Source organism: Mangrovibacter phragmitis (assembly GCF_001655675.1).
Classification (GTDB): Bacteria; Pseudomonadota; Gammaproteobacteria; order Enterobacterales; family Enterobacteriaceae; genus Mangrovibacter; species Mangrovibacter phragmitis.
Genome location: NZ_LYRP01000007.1, coordinates 1 through 15,602, shown reverse-complemented (window position 1 = coordinate 15,602; position 15,602 = coordinate 1). Strand labels below are relative to the sequence as shown.

The 15,602-nt window shown below is 47.7% G+C and carries 14 protein-coding genes; 6 read left to right on the top strand and 8 right to left on the bottom strand.

Going from position 1 to position 15,602, the window contains the following annotated elements; all coding sequences use genetic code 11:
• Window positions 1-128: 128 nt before the first annotated feature.
• A complete protein-coding gene (locus tag A9B99_RS08800; protein ID WP_064596714.1) occupies window positions 129-410 on the bottom strand; it encodes a YjcB family protein in 282 nt (93 codons plus the stop codon).
• Between the two features lie 617 nt (window positions 411-1,027).
• Between A9B99_RS08800 and A9B99_RS08795 the strand changes: the two genes are divergently transcribed.
• Window positions 1,028-2,443, top strand: a complete 1,416-nt coding sequence (locus A9B99_RS08795; RefSeq protein WP_064596712.1) for a GGDEF domain-containing protein — start codon at window positions 1,028-1,030, stop codon at window positions 2,441-2,443.
• 358 nt (window positions 2,444-2,801) lie between these two features.
• Window positions 2,802-4,391 (top strand): EAL domain-containing protein, encoded by a 1,590-nt coding sequence (locus A9B99_RS08790; protein WP_064596816.1) that lies wholly within the window; start codon window positions 2,802-2,804, stop codon window positions 4,389-4,391.
• A gap of 9 nt (window positions 4,392-4,400) precedes the next feature.
• Here the strand turns inward: A9B99_RS08790 and soxS are convergent, their stop codons facing one another.
• Window positions 4,401-4,724, bottom strand: a complete 324-nt coding sequence (soxS, locus tag A9B99_RS08785) for a superoxide response transcriptional regulator SoxS (RefSeq protein WP_064596710.1) — start codon at window positions 4,722-4,724, stop codon at window positions 4,401-4,403.
• Between the two features lie 84 nt (window positions 4,725-4,808).
• Between soxS and soxR the strand changes: the two genes are divergently transcribed.
• The 3 genes from soxR to A9B99_RS08770 all read left to right on the top strand — a co-directional run bounded on the left by soxR (window position 4,809) and on the right by A9B99_RS08770 (window position 7,961).
• Window positions 4,809-5,267: a redox-sensitive transcriptional activator SoxR gene (gene soxR, locus A9B99_RS08780; protein WP_064596709.1), complete on the top strand. Its 459-nt coding sequence runs from the start codon at window positions 4,809-4,811 to the stop codon at window positions 5,265-5,267.
• A 347-nt stretch (window positions 5,268-5,614) separates the two neighbouring features.
• A complete protein-coding gene (locus A9B99_RS08775) occupies window positions 5,615-6,277 on the top strand; it encodes a glutathione S-transferase family protein (protein ID WP_064596707.1) in 663 nt (220 codons plus the stop codon).
• Between the two features lie 334 nt (window positions 6,278-6,611).
• The gene (locus tag A9B99_RS08770) at window positions 6,612-7,961 is read left to right on the top strand and encodes an NCS2 family permease (RefSeq protein WP_064596705.1); all 1,350 of its coding nucleotides are present in this window, start codon (window positions 6,612-6,614) and stop codon (window positions 7,959-7,961) included.
• A gap of 932 nt (window positions 7,962-8,893) precedes the next feature.
• Here A9B99_RS08770 and A9B99_RS08765 read toward each other — a convergent pair.
• From A9B99_RS08765 to A9B99_RS08745, 5 genes are all read right to left on the bottom strand, one after another.
• Window positions 8,894-10,270, bottom strand: a complete 1,377-nt coding sequence (locus A9B99_RS08765; RefSeq protein ID WP_064596703.1) for a carbohydrate porin — start codon at window positions 10,268-10,270, stop codon at window positions 8,894-8,896.
• A gap of 160 nt (window positions 10,271-10,430) precedes the next feature.
• Window positions 10,431-10,733: a PTS lactose/cellobiose transporter subunit IIA gene (locus A9B99_RS08760; protein ID WP_064596701.1), complete on the bottom strand. Its 303-nt coding sequence runs from the start codon at window positions 10,731-10,733 to the stop codon at window positions 10,431-10,433.
• Window positions 10,734-10,739: 6 nt separating this feature from the next.
• A complete protein-coding gene (locus tag A9B99_RS08755) occupies window positions 10,740-12,128 on the bottom strand; it encodes a glycoside hydrolase family 1 protein (RefSeq protein WP_064596699.1) in 1,389 nt (462 codons plus the stop codon).
• Window positions 12,129-12,146: 18 nt separating this feature from the next.
• Window positions 12,147-13,472 (bottom strand): PTS sugar transporter subunit IIC, encoded by a 1,326-nt coding sequence (locus A9B99_RS08750; RefSeq protein WP_064596697.1) that lies wholly within the window; start codon window positions 13,470-13,472, stop codon window positions 12,147-12,149.
• A 13-nt stretch (window positions 13,473-13,485) separates the two neighbouring features.
• Window positions 13,486-13,800, bottom strand: coding sequence for a PTS sugar transporter subunit IIB (locus tag A9B99_RS08745; protein ID WP_064596696.1), 315 nt, complete (start codon window positions 13,798-13,800; stop codon window positions 13,486-13,488).
• Window positions 13,801-14,091: 291 nt separating this feature from the next.
• Here A9B99_RS08745 and A9B99_RS08740 point away from each other — a divergent pair, with 291 nt between their 5' ends.
• Window positions 14,092-15,042: a LacI family DNA-binding transcriptional regulator gene (locus tag A9B99_RS08740; protein ID WP_064596694.1), complete on the top strand. Its 951-nt coding sequence runs from the start codon at window positions 14,092-14,094 to the stop codon at window positions 15,040-15,042.
• A gap of 355 nt (window positions 15,043-15,397) precedes the next feature.
• Here A9B99_RS08740 and A9B99_RS24180 read toward each other — a convergent pair.
• The coding region (locus A9B99_RS24180; protein WP_231889171.1) for a hypothetical protein at window positions 15,398-15,602 on the bottom strand (205 nt) is incomplete at its 5' end.

Here is a 15,602-nt window from a genome sequence, read left to right as displayed (position 1 = left end):
ACAAGGATGTTCACTCTCTGGCAGTATTATTCTGCCAGATCGATAAAAATTATCACGTTTTTCGATAACGTTTTGTTTATTCGCTTTGATCCGCTATTGCAGAAGATGAGGGAAGATTACCGCTGAACCTAGCTAACCATGACCGGCCATTCCGGGGGAGTATGGCTCATAATATCAACCATCACATCTTTGAAATGCGCCCAGAAGATACTCAAATCAACCAATGACAGCCCCAGTAAGGTCGTTGCAAACCAGCAAGATGCTGCCAGGCCACAACTGGTGCTGACAAACGCCAGTGCGTAACGTTCATTACGGCGAAAACGAATATTAAGAGTACTGGCCATAAACATCAGTACCGCGCTGAACAGTGGCCAGCGCATCAGCATTACGCTCGTTGTTAGAGTAGCCATGAAAACAATCCTCAGTAATTCGGTGGCTTTCTGAGGCAGGTCTCTGACGTCAGCCTTGAGAAAGCACTGTAACATTGCAGGTGATGAAGCGTTGTTTAACTTATTTTTGTGAACTATATCACATTTGTTGTTTTATTCACCAGTTGACGGTGATAATTTTTTTATAAAACACACCGATGTTTTATGTGATTATTTTATAAAGGGAAAATACTGGCCCGATTTGTTGCGGATGGAAAAGCTGCTGGGAATAATCCTGGCTGTCGCTAATTATATAAGTAAAATCAGATAATTAAGAATAGCATTATATGGTCAGCTCTGTGCTGTGTTATTTACAGCAGTATCAGGCTGACTTATTATGACCGGAGTGATTATTAACTGCGCTTGTATGCCAGTATACTGATTACTAATACTTTTTTATGACCTATTACACTGTGTTATATCATGGTGGGTTTTTTCAGACCCTGCGGAACCTTTCTAAATATTGGTTAATATCGTTATATTTTTTGGGCGCATCACACTGTATCCAAAGCTGTTTTAAGTCTGTATTTATAGTGTAATGCGATAGCGTTGTTCAGTAAATTATATTCGAATTCATATGGTTATGTGAATAATTCTAAATGAAAAATGATAATACTGAGCACTATATACAGATGCCTGATGCAGTATTGAATGCTCTGGCCGGGGTGCTTCCGGCTATTTTTGAAAGTACATCTCTTGAACAAGTGATTGGGGCCTTTACCCGTGCACTTGATGCGCGCCTGGGTTGGGTGGCGCTTATTGAGCAGCCACAAACTCTTAGTGTCAGGGTGAGTGGTTACTGTCCTTGCCGGGAGCAGGATGTTTACCAAATGCTTGCGGACCGACGCCTGCAGGCATACAAGTGGAATACTGTGGTCTGGGAACATGGTGTGGGTAAGCATTTTTTTTCCCAGTCTGAGGGTAACTTGTGTGCCCTTGAGTCTGCTGTTTTAGGTAAGCTTCGTTATCAACAAGGTGATGTTGCTGGTTATTTTTTTCTCGCATTTTCCCATCGATTTTATTCACAAAAATTACTCCGAAATATTTCTGCGATTATCTCCAGTGCAATAAAGGAATACTTAATTAAGCATTCTGTGAACTCATTTTTTTCAAACGATAAACAAGAGATAGTTGCGCAATACACAACTCTTTTTTTTAATGCGCCAATATTAATAAATTCATTTAGTGCAGAAAATCGTTGTATATTATGGAACGGAGAATGCCAAAGATTGTTTGGCTGGAGCAAAGATGAATTAAATCATTTTCCGGACCCACTGGCTCTTTTTTATCCTGACCTGGCAGTTCGTGAGCGGGTACGGGCTTCGGTAACAACGGTGCCTGGGGAAAAAATGCAGGAATGGTACCCGATTGATAAAAATGGGCGCGTATTAACCACCTTATGGTCAAATATTTTATTGCCGGATCATTCTATTTTAAATATTGGTGTTGATATTACGGCTCGTAAACGTGAAGAGCAGCGACTGGCGCGTAAAGCTATTACCGATGACCTCACTCAGTGCCTCAACCGGGCTGGTATTCTTGCGCAACTTAATGAGATTCTGCTGCGTAACAGGCATCATGCGATTCAAAATGGTATGTCGGTTGTTATGTTTGATTTGGATTATTTTAAAAGCATTAATGACCGCTGGGGGCACTCGGTTGGTGATATTGCTTTATCTTGTTTTGGTCGGGAATTACAGGCACACCCTCTCCCTGGCATGGTTGCCGGTCGCCTTGGTGGAGAAGAATTTTTGGCTATTTTACCCGCTGCTGATAGCCAGTTAGCCTGGCGGTTTATTGAGCAGTTTCGCCAGCGTCTCACCAACAGCCAGGTAATGCCAGGCTACTATGATCTGCGTATTTCTTTCAGTGCTGGTATTATTTCTTTGCGTTCTGGAGAGGTCATGCCTGTCAGTGAAGTATTAAAGCAAGTGGATGAAGCGCTGTATGGTGCGAAACGCAATGGCCGCGGTATGTCTGTTATCGCCGGAGATACTCCCGCAATGGGTAGCTAAGGCATCATACAATTAAGAATTATCTTAATTGTATGATATGAAAATGCTGTTTTTATCTGTTTCTGGTGGTGTTCTGACTATTATTTCCCTTAGGGTTCGTTTTTATCATGTCTACCATTCCATTATCATGGTTTCCTCTTCATTAGCGTATTTCTCAGTCAATACCTGCAATTGATTATCAAAACGCCAGATCATTTTATTTATAACGTTAATTTATGACGAGTGACGGCTTTTTCTCTGAAATTTAAGAAAATTAAAGGTATTCCCTATTGCTAATTTTTAACGATTCATGCAACGTAAACGTCTATTTTTACTGATTCTCATTACCAGGTGCTATAACCGCGCTTATGAGGCATCTATGACTCTCCAGCCGTGGAAGAAAACGTTGCGAATAATCGGCGTTTTGCTGATAGTCATGCTACCAATTGTCTTTGCAATCTGGTTCGCGAGAATCCGTGCTGAAAATGATACGCAACAGCACTTGCAGGCATTTGCCTCGATGGTTCTCGAAAAAAGTGAAAGTGTGATTAGCCATGTGAACGATGTTCGTGAAGATGCCAGCCGTTTCCGTGGGATCCCTTGTTCTCCTGCTCATCAGGTAAGTATGCTGAGTAGTCTGCGGACCTCCATGGATGTGGAGGAGCTGATTTACGCGCACAACGATGATCTGCTGTGTTCTACTTTTTTACACCCGTCGCACCCTTATTACCTTGGCTCTCCGGACTATTCTCGTGAAGGAGATGTCGCTATTTATTATTTCCGCGATACGCCGTTTTTTTCCGGTCACAAAATGGTTTATATGCGGAAGGGGAATTATGTTGCGGTGGTGAACCCGCTGGCGTTTGGTAATGTCATGACCAACGACAAATCAATGCAGTGGGGGATTTTCGATACCCGAACGATGCGTTTTTTCTCTTTGAGCCCCGGTGTCGATGCACAGGCCTTGTCTGGTCTAATCCGGCATGACAGCAAGATGTTTCGTGCCAACCAGCGTTTTTACAGCATAAGTCATGCCAAACGGCCAGTTGCTGTCATTGTTTCCACCTCAAATGCCCTGTTTTACGGTTTCTGGTCCCATCAAATGACAGTGACTGTACCTCTGGGGGTTATTTTAAGTTTACTGATCTTTATGGGCTGGTCGTGGGCGCAGCGGGAACTGAATTCACCCCGTCGTCTGTTGATGAATGCCATGAAGAAAAAACAATTTCACCTGCATTATCAACCAATTGTCGATATAAAGCTTGGGCGTTGTGTTGGGGCGGAGGCGTTACTGCGTTGGCATGGTTATTCTGGTCCTCTGGTGAGCCCTGCGGTGTTTATTCCTGTCGCTGAGCGGGAAGGGTTGATGTCTCACCTGACTGAATATGTCATAGATTACGTTTTTGACGATTTGGGTGATTACCTGGCAAAAACGCCGGATATTTACATCTCCATCAACCTGTCTGCCACGGATTTTCACTCCCCGTATTTGATTGACTGGATTTCTGATAAAGCACATCAGTTTGGCGTGAAAACAGGTCAAATCAAGATTGAAGTGACTGAGCGCGGTTTTATTGATGTAGCGAAAACAACGCCGGTTATTCAGGCCTTTCGTGCTGCGGGATTTGAAGTGGCGATTGATGATTTTGGTACCGGGTACTCTAACCTGCAAAATCTCTATTCCCTGAACGTAGATATTCTTAAAATCGATAAATCCTTCATTGATACGTTGATTGGGCCGAATACCAGCCACCTGATTGCGGAACATATCATTGAAATGGCGCACAGCCTGCAACTCAAAACGATAGCGGAAGGTGTTGAGAATATGGAGCAGGTAGCCTGGTTGCTTAAGCGCGGGGTTCAGTATTGCCAGGGCTGGTATTTCGCCCGGGCAATGCCTTCTGATGAGTTTGAAGCCTGGCTTGCCCGAAAAGCTGTTTTTCCCGGCAAGCCACACTGGGTCTTTTAATTTTTCCAGTCAGGCCTGTAACCGGTAGTCGGTTGGTGTCCGGTCAAACTGGCGACGAAAAATGCGTGAGAAGGTTTGTTGCGACACATAGCCATAGTCCATGGCGATGTCGAAAATAGGGCGTTCGGTTGTTCGTAACGCCTCCGCTGCCATTGCCAGCCTGCGTTGGCGGATATAATCGCCCAGCGTTTGGTGCATTACTCCCCGAAACATCCGCTGTAAGTACCATTTCGAATAGCCTGATTTCTGCGCCACAACATCAATGTTTAAAGGCTGATCAATATGTTCATCAATCCACTCAACCAGCGTCTGGATAATATCCTGATGTGACATAAGACTCCCTCGCGTTGCTCTCAATTAGAAAGTTTCATCTGGGGCGAGTATAATTCCTCAAGTTAACTTGAGGTAAAGCGAATTATGCAAAATAAATCTCCCCGTATAAAAGCGCTCCTCACGCCTGGTGAGGTTGCCCGACGTAGTGGCGTGGCGGTTTCTGCGCTGCATTTTTATGAAACTAAAGGCCTAATCAAAAGTACGCGAAATAGTGGTAATCAGCGGCGTTATACGCGTGATGTGCTGCGTTATGTGGCAATTATCAAGATTGCGCAACGTATAGGTATTCCCCTGGCAACCATTGGTGATGCTTTTAGTGTCTTACCGGAAGGGCACCGCCTGACTCCCGCGGAGTGGAAACAGCTTTCCTCGGGCTGGCGGGAAGAACTGGATCATCGTATCAAAACGCTGGAAGCACTGAGGGATGAACTGGATGGTTGTATTGGCTGTGGCTGCTTGTCGCGCAGTGACTGTCCATTGCGCAACCCGGGCGATAAACTGGGCGAGCAAGGTAGCGGTGCTCGTCTGCTGGAAGATAAGTAAGCGGCAATAACGACGAAAGCGCCATTACTGGCGCTTTCGTTTTGCCGGTTGTCTTTCGCTCTATCCCGCATTGGGCAGGAGGGTTTCCCCCGACATCGGAGCCCCTTACAGCCTGTGCTTTCAGGTACCGGTATACCCCGACATCAGTAATTATAGTTCATTGTATGAAAAACACACAATTTTTTGTTGTGTATTTATTCTCTAAATATTTTCATAAGTTTGCCGACACTTCTTTATAGTTTTCAGTTTGATATTGTCAGTGTATGGTTTGTTTTGCGCATTGCCTCCCGGCAAATTTGCTTATTTTGAATATAGTTAAAGCAGTGTGTTCTTTTTAGGGGACAAGTATGAAACTGCATCATCTCACTAACTCACGTTCTCACCGGGTCCTCTGGATGCTGGAGGAGTTAGGCTTACCCTATGAGTTGGTGCGTTATAAACGGGAAAGTACATTGTTAGCGCCGGATGCACTGAAACGGGTCCATCCTCTGGGAAGCTCACCTGTCCTGGAAGATAATGGCCTTGTGCTCGCAGAGTCGGGGGCCATTCTGGAATATCTCCAGGAGACCTATGACATTGAAAGTCGATTTAAACCAGCCTCAACCCAGTCTCGTGCCGATTACCGATTTTGGTTGCATTATGCTGAAAGCTCGCTGATGCCACTGATGGTAATGAAAACGGTATTTGGTAACCTGGATAAGCCCCCGGTACCAGAAACCTTCCGCACGATTGGCGCGATGTTCGGTGAGGCAGTACAAAAAACCTGGCTTAATCGTCGAATTGATATTCATGTTAATTTCATTGAAAAACACCTGGGGCTTCATGAATGGTTTGCTGGCGACGCTATCAGTTGTGCGGACTTTCAAATGAGCTTCCCGGTGATTGCCATGCTTGCCCGGAGCCTTCCCGAAGAGTTGCCTCACACTCGCCGTTGGCTTACCGCGGTGGAATCACGCGTAGCCTGGCAGAAAGCTATCGAGGTTGGCGGGCCTCTGGCCCTAAGCACCTGATGACAAGTGTGGTGCCTTTTACCACTCTGGCAGGTTGAATGCTGCAATATTGTTGCAGCATTGCGCATATACGATAACGATTGCGCATGAGCTGGTTAATCTCTGGTCAACAGAACGTTTTTTTTCGCTAAAAGCTGCACAGTAAAGTTGAAAAGGGCTGTGAGAAGGCTTGATAATCGCAGGCCTTAAAAAACAGTCAGTGTTTTCGCTTGCGAAGTTAAACGTTTGCTTTTGTGGTGCCTCGCTTTACCTCACGTCAGTTGCGGGAAGTTTATGTTTACCGGGTTGCCTCTTCGCAGTAAAACCAGCCAAGAAATCTCAGAGGATTTTCAGTATGTCTACACCTTCTCCGCGTGCCGGGGGCTCTCTCGACGCCTGGTTCAAAATTTCAGCTCGTGGCAGCACCGTGCGCCAGGAGGTCATCGCTGGCCTGACAACCTTCCTCGCCATGGTTTACTCCGTTATTGTCGTACCAGGCATGCTCGGTAAAGCAGGTTTTCCACCCACAGCCGTATTTGTGGCAACATGCCTGGTCGCGGGTTTTGGTTCCCTGCTTATGGGGCTGTGGGCCAACCTGCCACTGGCTATTGGTTGCGCTATCTCATTAACTGCTTTTACGGCATTCAGTCTGGTGCTGGGTCAACACATCAGTATCCCGGTTGCATTGGGAGCGGTATTTCTGATGGGGGTTTTGTTCAGCGTTATTTCCGCTACGGGCATTCGTAGCTGGATCCTGCGTAACCTGCCAGCGGGCGTTGCGCAAGGCACCGGAATTGGGATTGGTCTGTTCCTGTTATTGATTGCCGCCAATGGGGTGGGGCTGGTGATTAAAAACCCACTGGATGGTCTGCCGGTTGCTCTGGGGGATTTTGCCAGTTTCCCTGTGATTATGTCACTGATTGGTCTGGCAGTGATAATTGGCCTGGAAAAACTGAAAGTGCCGGGCGGGATTCTGATAACTATCATTGGGGTTTCTGTTGTTGGGCTGATTTTCGACCCTTCAGTTCATTTTCACGGTTTCTTCCAAATGCCTTCTCTGAAGGATGAGCATGGGCATTCACTGATTGGCAGTCTGGATATCATGGGGGCGCTGAACCCGGTTGTCTTACCCAGTGTGCTGGCTTTGGTTATGACCGCTGTATTCGACGCCACCGGTACTATTCGCGCTGTGGCAGGGCAGGCAAATCTGCTGGACAAAGACGGGCAGATTATTGATGGCGGTAAAGCACTGACCAGTGATTCTGTGAGTAGTGTGTTCTCCGGGCTGGTGGGGGCCGCGCCTGCGGCTGTCTATATTGAGTCTGCTGCGGGTACAGCGGCTGGCGGGAAAACCGGCCTGACAGCTGTGGTGATTGGGTTGTTATTCCTGTTGATTATGTTCCTGTCTCCACTGTCTTACCTGGTGCCTGCTTATGCTACTGCACCGGCACTGATGTATGTGGGGCTGCTGATGCTGAGTAATGTGTCCCGCCTTGATTTTGATGATTTTGTAGATGCAATGGCAGGACTTATCACAGCGGTGTTTATTGTCCTGACTTGTAACATTGTGACCGGAATTATGCTGGGTTTTGCTGCGCTGGTCATTGGCCGTATTGTGTCTGGTGAGTGGCGTAAGCTGAATGTGGGTACGCTGGTGATTGCCGTTGCTTTGGTGGTGTTTTATGCCGGGGGATGGGCGATTTAAGGGGCTTGCCCCCTTTGCAATCCCCGTTTTCGCGGGCGACCGGTGCAGTGTAGTACGCTCACCGGGGGTGCTTATTTCCGTTCACTTGAAGTCGGGTGGCTAATGTGGCTGCACAGCCAGTGAACGGGCTAAAGGGGGCTCGCCCCCTTTGCAATCCTCGTTTTCGCGGGCAACCGGTGCAGTATAGTATGCTCACCGGGGGTGGTTATTTTCGTTCACTTGCAGTGTGGCTGTTTCCGTTCACCTGGACTGATGTGAAGGTTCCGTTCACCTGAAGTGATGCGCTCAATGTGGCTTCACAGCCAGTGAACGTGTTAAGGGCCCCGCCCCTTAACAATCCGGTTTTTCGCGGGCGACCGGTGCTGCGCACTGCGTTCACCTCCGGGCAGTCAGCCTGCGGCCGGCTCGACTCGGCGTCCTGCCTCGGTTCGCCTTATTCCGCCATCCGGGCGGAATAACCTTGTCTTCCTTTCTGCGGTTCACCGGTCTTACGCGAACTGTCCCCGCTGCAAGTAGCGGGGCTTTTTGTGTTGTCTGGTGTGGCTGGGGGATTTGTGCCTGGTATGTCTTTGTGTGTTTTTTGCTGTGAGCATGCAGGTGGGTGTGGGGTGTGGCCTCTAAATCGTTGAGGCGTGCCTGGCGGGCCGGAGCGGTACCTGAACAGGCCGCCGGGGTAAGCCGAATGTCCGCGAAGCGGCGATTTTGCCGGCCACAAAAGGGGGGGCAGGGGGCCAGTGCCCCCTGCGGGCGCCGGGCGCAGTTGGCGAGAGGAAGCAGTGTAATAGATTCGGCGCGCAATTTGCTCCGTGCTGGCAGAGCATTTTACTGTGGCGGAGTACTGATTACTGAACCTGTTACCAGTGTGGTGACTGTTTCGTTCACCACGACTGGTACTCCCGCAGCCAGTGAACTGCGGGAGACAGTGCAAAGCATCAGAACCAGGCTTCCCACATTGCGCCAACGTTGAAATCATCGAGAGTCTGGTCATCTGTACCGCTAACATGCGCAGTACGTTGGTTATCCACCTGGCCCCCTGTCACGTAGAAGCGCAACATCGGGCGGAACTCCGGCCCCATCGCGATCGAAATATTTTGTGAGAGTGTCAACTTCCAGCCTTTATTCTCTCCGCCCTGATCATACCTGACAAGCTGATAACCCGCTTCCAGCCAGGTAGAATGAACATCGTTCCACCAGTACATTGGACGAATAATTGCACCATAGTTCTTACGGTTGTCAGTATTGTCTGCTTTGTTATCGTAATCGTGGAACGCCAGCAGGTATTCAACTTGCGCACGTTGCGAGAATTTATGCAGACCCTCAAAGCTGGCATAGACAGTTGTGAGATCTTTGGTTTTGTTGAATACACTGTTATCTGAATGATCAGAGTAACGGGCGATAATTTTGTTCACTCCACTGTCATTGGTATGGCTCAACACCACACCTCCTTGCCAGGCTTTCATTCGCTCACTGCTATCAATTGCTTTGGAATCAAACCCATAGTTAGCATACAGTTCCAAATCAAGTGGGCCGACTTTCATACCGTGGATTTTGGATGTCAGGGCGTAGTTGCCTTTATCGCCAGTACCTGAGCCACCGGTGCAGGTGATACGAGACGGGTTAGTCTCATCCTGCATCACTTCCGGGCTACAGGATTCCACCGCCGCCACGGCCGCGACATCAAACTGAACACCACCAATATCAAAGTTTTTCACCCCGGCACCCTGGCCGTCGTGGTTCATCCAGAAATAGTCATTGATACCTTGTTGAGGGCGCTGGTGGAAATCCCGACCAGCCCAGAAGTAGGCGTTCGGGTTAGAGTCCAGCAGGTTTGTTACCCCAGCATAAGCCTTTTTCAGGTTAACTTCGTCACCCCAATGGTCAAACATGACGTTAACGTCCCAGATTGCGCCGTTATCGCCTTTAAACGCTTTAGAAAGCTGGAATTCACCGCCATTACCTTCGTTGCCAAGCCGCCCAATTGCCGACGCACCATTATAGGAGCCATCCACACCAACGTATTTCTGATCGCCAGACTGAAAATGCGCACCATAGCGGGCATAACCAGTAAATTTCACGCCAAACGGAATCGCCATATCCGGCGACTGGGCCGCACTTTGTGGCTCAGTGATGACATCGGCTTTTTTGTCGGTTGCTGCATCTATTTTTGCCTGCCGTTCTGCCAGTGCTTTATCAACGGCCTTTGCTACTATGGCGTCAATTTGCTCCTGAGTAAATTCTTGTGCGAGTACGGATATTGGGCAAAATGCAGCCATAACTGCCATTATTAATGGGAGTTTTTTCATTTTCATTTTGTCTATCTCATTATATTAAGTTATTTTTTTTGGCAATAATCATCCTGTACTGGTATGACAGAATTTTCATCTGTCATCAGTATTCAGGAATAGATCCAGAGGTACAGAGTATTAAAAAATTACCGGAATAATTTCTCCATGATAAATATTGTGGCTGTTAACGCTGGTAAAGGTGAATAATCTCTTCGCATAATTCACGGGCCAGTAGCGAATTCATTAAATGATCCTGTGCATGTACCATAATTAATGTCATCGGCTGGCGAGCTTCTCCTGCATCCTGTTCTATCAATTTAGTTTGCATATGATGCGCCCGGCGAGCATAACCATCGGCCTCATGTAACAGTTTTTTTGCCCCGTCAAAATCACCAGTACGCGCAGCATGCAGGGCTTCAAAACATAAGCTTCTGGACTGACCTGCGTTGGTGATTATTTCCATTACTGCATCTTCCAATTCAACCATTATTAGTTACTCCTCATTGAAACCATTATTAAAAGCGGTAATGGCAAACCACTCTCCACTTTTCTTGATAGTGCGTTTTTGTGTAGCTAAATCCAGTTGTACAAAACCGTAGCGGTTTTTATATGCATTACACCACGACCAGTTATCAATGAATGTCCACATATGGTAACCAAGACAATTACAACCTTCGCTAATTCCTTTGTGTAACCATTTAAGATGGCCGGAAATAAAGTCGATGCGGTATTGGTCGTTAATTTGCCCGTTTTCAATAAAACGCTGTTCGTTTTCAACACCCATTCCATTTTCTGAAATAAAACATCGCGGGTTACCATAATTATCGCGCAGATTAACTAAGATATCGTAAATGCCGGGTTCATAGATTTCCCATCCACGATACGGATTCATTTTCCTTCCCGGCATTTCGTAATTATCAAATAGCCATTCCGGCATAAATGGCATTAAGGGGTTCACGATGCTATCACGGTATTTCACACGGCGTGGCTGATAGTAGTTAATACCCAGCAGGTCGATTTTTCCTTCAGCAATAGTGCCGCTGTCTTCCTCCTGGCATTTTGGTAACTGGTCGTAGTCTTTGAGTAACTCCACCAGGTCAGCAGGGTATTTGCCTCGCAGTACCGGGTCGAGAAAACTGCGGTTAAACAGTAAATCCGCATGATGTGCTGCTTTTTGGTCCTCCGGATTTTGTGAGCGTGGATAAGATGGCGTGAGATTCAGAACGATACCGATTTCTCCCGCATAATGCCCTGCCCGGAATGCCTGAACAGCTTTAGCATGTGCCAGTACAGTGTGATATGCCACTGTTGCAGCACGGCGAAAATCAACGACATTTGGATAATGGAAATCATACAGATATCCCCCTTCCACTGGCACAATGGGCTCGTTGAAGGTAAACCAGTGCAGAACCCGGTCTCCGAACAGCTCAAAGCAGATTTTGGCGTAGCGGGCATAGGCATCGACAACTTCGCGGTTTTCCCATCCGCCTATTTCCTGCATTGCCATCGGCATATCGAAGTGGAACAGAGTAATAAAAGGTGTAATGCCCTGTTCAATTAACTCGTTAATAACCTGGTTATAGAAGGTAACTGCCTCAGGGTTAACCTCACCAATGCCGTCCGGGATAAGACGTGCCCAGCTTAAAGATGTACGAAAACTGTTGTGATTAAGCTGTTTCAGTAACTGAATATCCTCTTGCCAGTAACGGTAAAACTGGGATGTATCCTGAGGGCCAATTTCCTGATGGAACCGGTGGGGTTGGCGGGCAAACCAGTGATCCCATGTGGTCTCCCCTCTGCTGGTGTAATAACCTTCGCCTTCACTTTGTAGTGCGGAGCTGGCGCTGCCCCACCAGAAATTTTCGGGGAATACATATTTCATTATTCTTACCTCTGCGTCTCAGTTACTGATAGTTTCTGCAGCACCTACTCTCGCTTGCGTTTTCTGTTCTTCTGTTTTCATTAAAGAACGCTCATACGCGCGCAAAAATGGAAGGTAAATCAGAGCAGAAACCACCATACAGATAAGGCACATAATCACCGGGCTTAATGCCCAGTTAGCTGCCCACGACGCGCCGATTGGTGCGGGCGTGGTCCAGGGTGTGAGTGAAACTACCTGTTCCAGCCAGCCCAGTCGGGTTGCTGTATACGCCAGCACGGCGTTAACCAACGGCACGCAGACAAAAGGGATAAACAGCATCGGATTCATGATGATAGGGGCACCGAACAAGATAGGTTCGTTGATGTTAAAGAAACTGGGGACGATACCCATCTTGCCGATGGTACGCAGGTGTGTGGTACGGCTGCGCAGTAACAGGAAAGCCAGTGGTAAAGTGGAGCCCACGCCGCCAATTAACAGATAATGATCCCAGAAACCCTGCAGGTAGACGTGCGGTAGTGCCACGCCTGCGGCCAGTGCAGCCTGGTTTGCAGACAGGTTAGCCATCCAGAACGGGTTCATAATGCCTGTAACAATCAGTGAGCCGTGGATACCCGCGAACCAGAAGATTTGACAGAGTAAAACGGAAAGCAGGATTGCAGGCAAGGAGTCTGATGCGGAAACCAGTGGTTCCAGTAAGTGCATAATCGCCTGCGGAATGATCATTCCGGTTTGCGCTTCAATAAACAAGTTTAATGGGTGCAATGTGGCAATAACTACCAGTACCGGAATCAGTATTTCAAATGAGCGTGCCACGCCGGTTGGTACTTCTTTTGGCAGGCGAATAGTCACATTATTCTGTTTTAACCATGCATAGACTCGCGTTGAGTAGATGGAGGTGACCAGGGCGGTGAAAATGCCCTGGCCAGACAAGTACTGAGTGGAAATTTTACCATCTGCATACGGTGCAGCGACCAGCAAGAATGCCATGAATGCCAGCAGACCAGACATCACCGGGTCAAGGTTGAACTGACGTCCAAGGCTGGCACCAATGCCAACCGAAATAAAGAATGTCATCACGCCCATACTGAGGTTAAACGGTAACATCAGTTGTGCACGATATGTTTGGGAAAAATCCAACCAGCCACGGGCAAATGAATTAGTGGTATCAGCAGAAAAGGGTGGAAAGATAAATACCAGCATAAACGAGCCGATTATCATAAAGGGTAACGCGGCAGTAAAACCATCACGAATCGCGATAACGTATTTTTGCTGCCCGAGTTTCCCCGCCAGAGGAGTGAGGGATTGCTCAATAAAAGCAATCATAGACTGATATAACGAACTCATGAATTCACCTTACTTAGTGCGTCGCGTCGATGAGCGACAGAGCAAAATCGAGTACCTTATCGCCACGCTGCATGCCGTAATCCATCATATCGATGGCTTGTACAGGAATGCCTTGAGTGGCGGCCTTATCAGAGAGTGTTTTTAACATATATTTAACTTGTGGCCCGAGAAGCACTACCTGATATTGTGGAAACTGAGTGTCAAATTCGGAAACACCATATGCATCAATCTTGACTTGCAGATTTCTTTCTTCGGCTACTTCAACCATTTTCCGCACCAGAAGGCTGGTGGACATCCCGGCAGAGCAGCACAGCATAATCTTGAACATTGACGACCATCCTCGAAAGATAAAAAGTTGTTGCGCTCATGATTGGATATCATGTGGAAACCGGTTTCCATTTTTGAGATTAAGAAGTGTGATGCTTATCAATTTCTACTAATTAATAGGGTAAATAATCAGATTTACCTCACGGAATTGCTTATTTTTACAGCGCTTAGTACTGGTGTGGAAAATCGGTTTCCATGAAAAACGGAAACAGATATACTGGAAAAATCGGCACGATGAGCTATGCCGTATTCACAATTACAAGGATTATGTGAGACTTGTCAGGGGAGAACGATGTCTACAATCAACGATGTATCACGTCTGGCCGGGGTGTCCAAAGCCACTGTGTCACGGGTGTTGAGTGGTTCGCGCGGTGTAAAGGAAGAGAGTCGTCAGGCGGTACTAAAAGCGGTTGATGAACTGAACTACCGACCCAACGTGATTGCACAGTCGTTGCTCAGTCAGTCCACTGGCTGTATCGGTGTGATTTGTGCACAGGATAATATTCATCAGACAACCGATTATCTTTACGCACTGGAAAAGCAGCTTAGCGAACACCAAAAACATTTGCTGTTGCGATTTGCGAATACTAAAGCGGAAGTGTTACGTGCTCTACATGAGCTTTCTAGTGGTCTGTGTGATGACATACTCATCATCGGTGCGCGTTTTGTGCTCAATATTGAACAAGAAAACGTCATTCTGGTCGATTGTATAGAGCAAGAGAATTCCAATAATATTCAGTTTGATCATGCCTTTGCAGCGGAAACTGCCTGCAACTACCTGGCAAGTCAGGGGCGTCACCAGATAGCATTGATTCACCCGCTCAGTAGTGGGTTTGCCGATCAGGTGTTGTTCGGTTATAAACAGGCACTGGAGAAAAACTTCCTGCCGTTTAATCGCAACCTGGTGTTTATGGGCTCTTCCTCGTCTTCTGTGGCATTGCAGGAACTGCTTAACAATGCCAGTACGTTCAATTTCAATGCGTTGCTGGTTGCTAATGAGCTGGAAGCCCAGCGAGTGATTCCGCAATTACAGGCGTTTAATAAATCAGTACCTGAGGATGTCATGGTGTTTAGCCTGGCAGGTTCACTGCATTTACCGGGCATACCGACGATACCGGCAATTGAATATTCGTTGGATGCGATGGCAGCAAGAATTGTGGCCTGGCTGGATGAAAAAACGCAGATGCTTGGTGGGTGTGTACTCCGTGGCGATCTGATTATTCCGGATATGCGTAAGCGCTGAGAATAAGTGTGGTGGGGGGCGGTTCACTTTGCTTAGTGTAATGTGTCGCTGTTTCCATTCACTTCCAGTGTGGTGAAAGTTCCGTTCACCTGAAGTGATGGGGCTAATGTGGCTTCACAGCCAGTGAACGGGCTAAGGGGGCTCGCCCCCTTTGCAATCCCCGTTTTCGCTGGCGACCGGTGCTGCGCACTGCGTTCACCTCCGGGCAGTCAGCCTGCGGCCGGCTCGACTCGGCGTCCATGCCTCGGTTCGCCTTATTCCGCCATCCGGGCGGAATAACCTTGTCTTCCTTTCTGCGGTTCACCGGTCTTACGCGATACAGGCCTCGCTGCAAGTAGCGGGGTTTTTTGTGTTGTCAGGTGTGGCTGTTGGATTTATGCGTTGTCTGTTTTCTTTGATTTTTGCTGAGATATGACAGGCGGGTGTGGGGTGTGGCCTCTAAATCGTTGAGGCGTGCCTGGCGGGCCGGGGCTGCCTGCAGGACGCAGGCAGAGCGACGGGAGGCAGGAAGCCGACTCGGAGCGGTACCCGAACAGGCCGCCGGGGTAAGCCGAATGTCC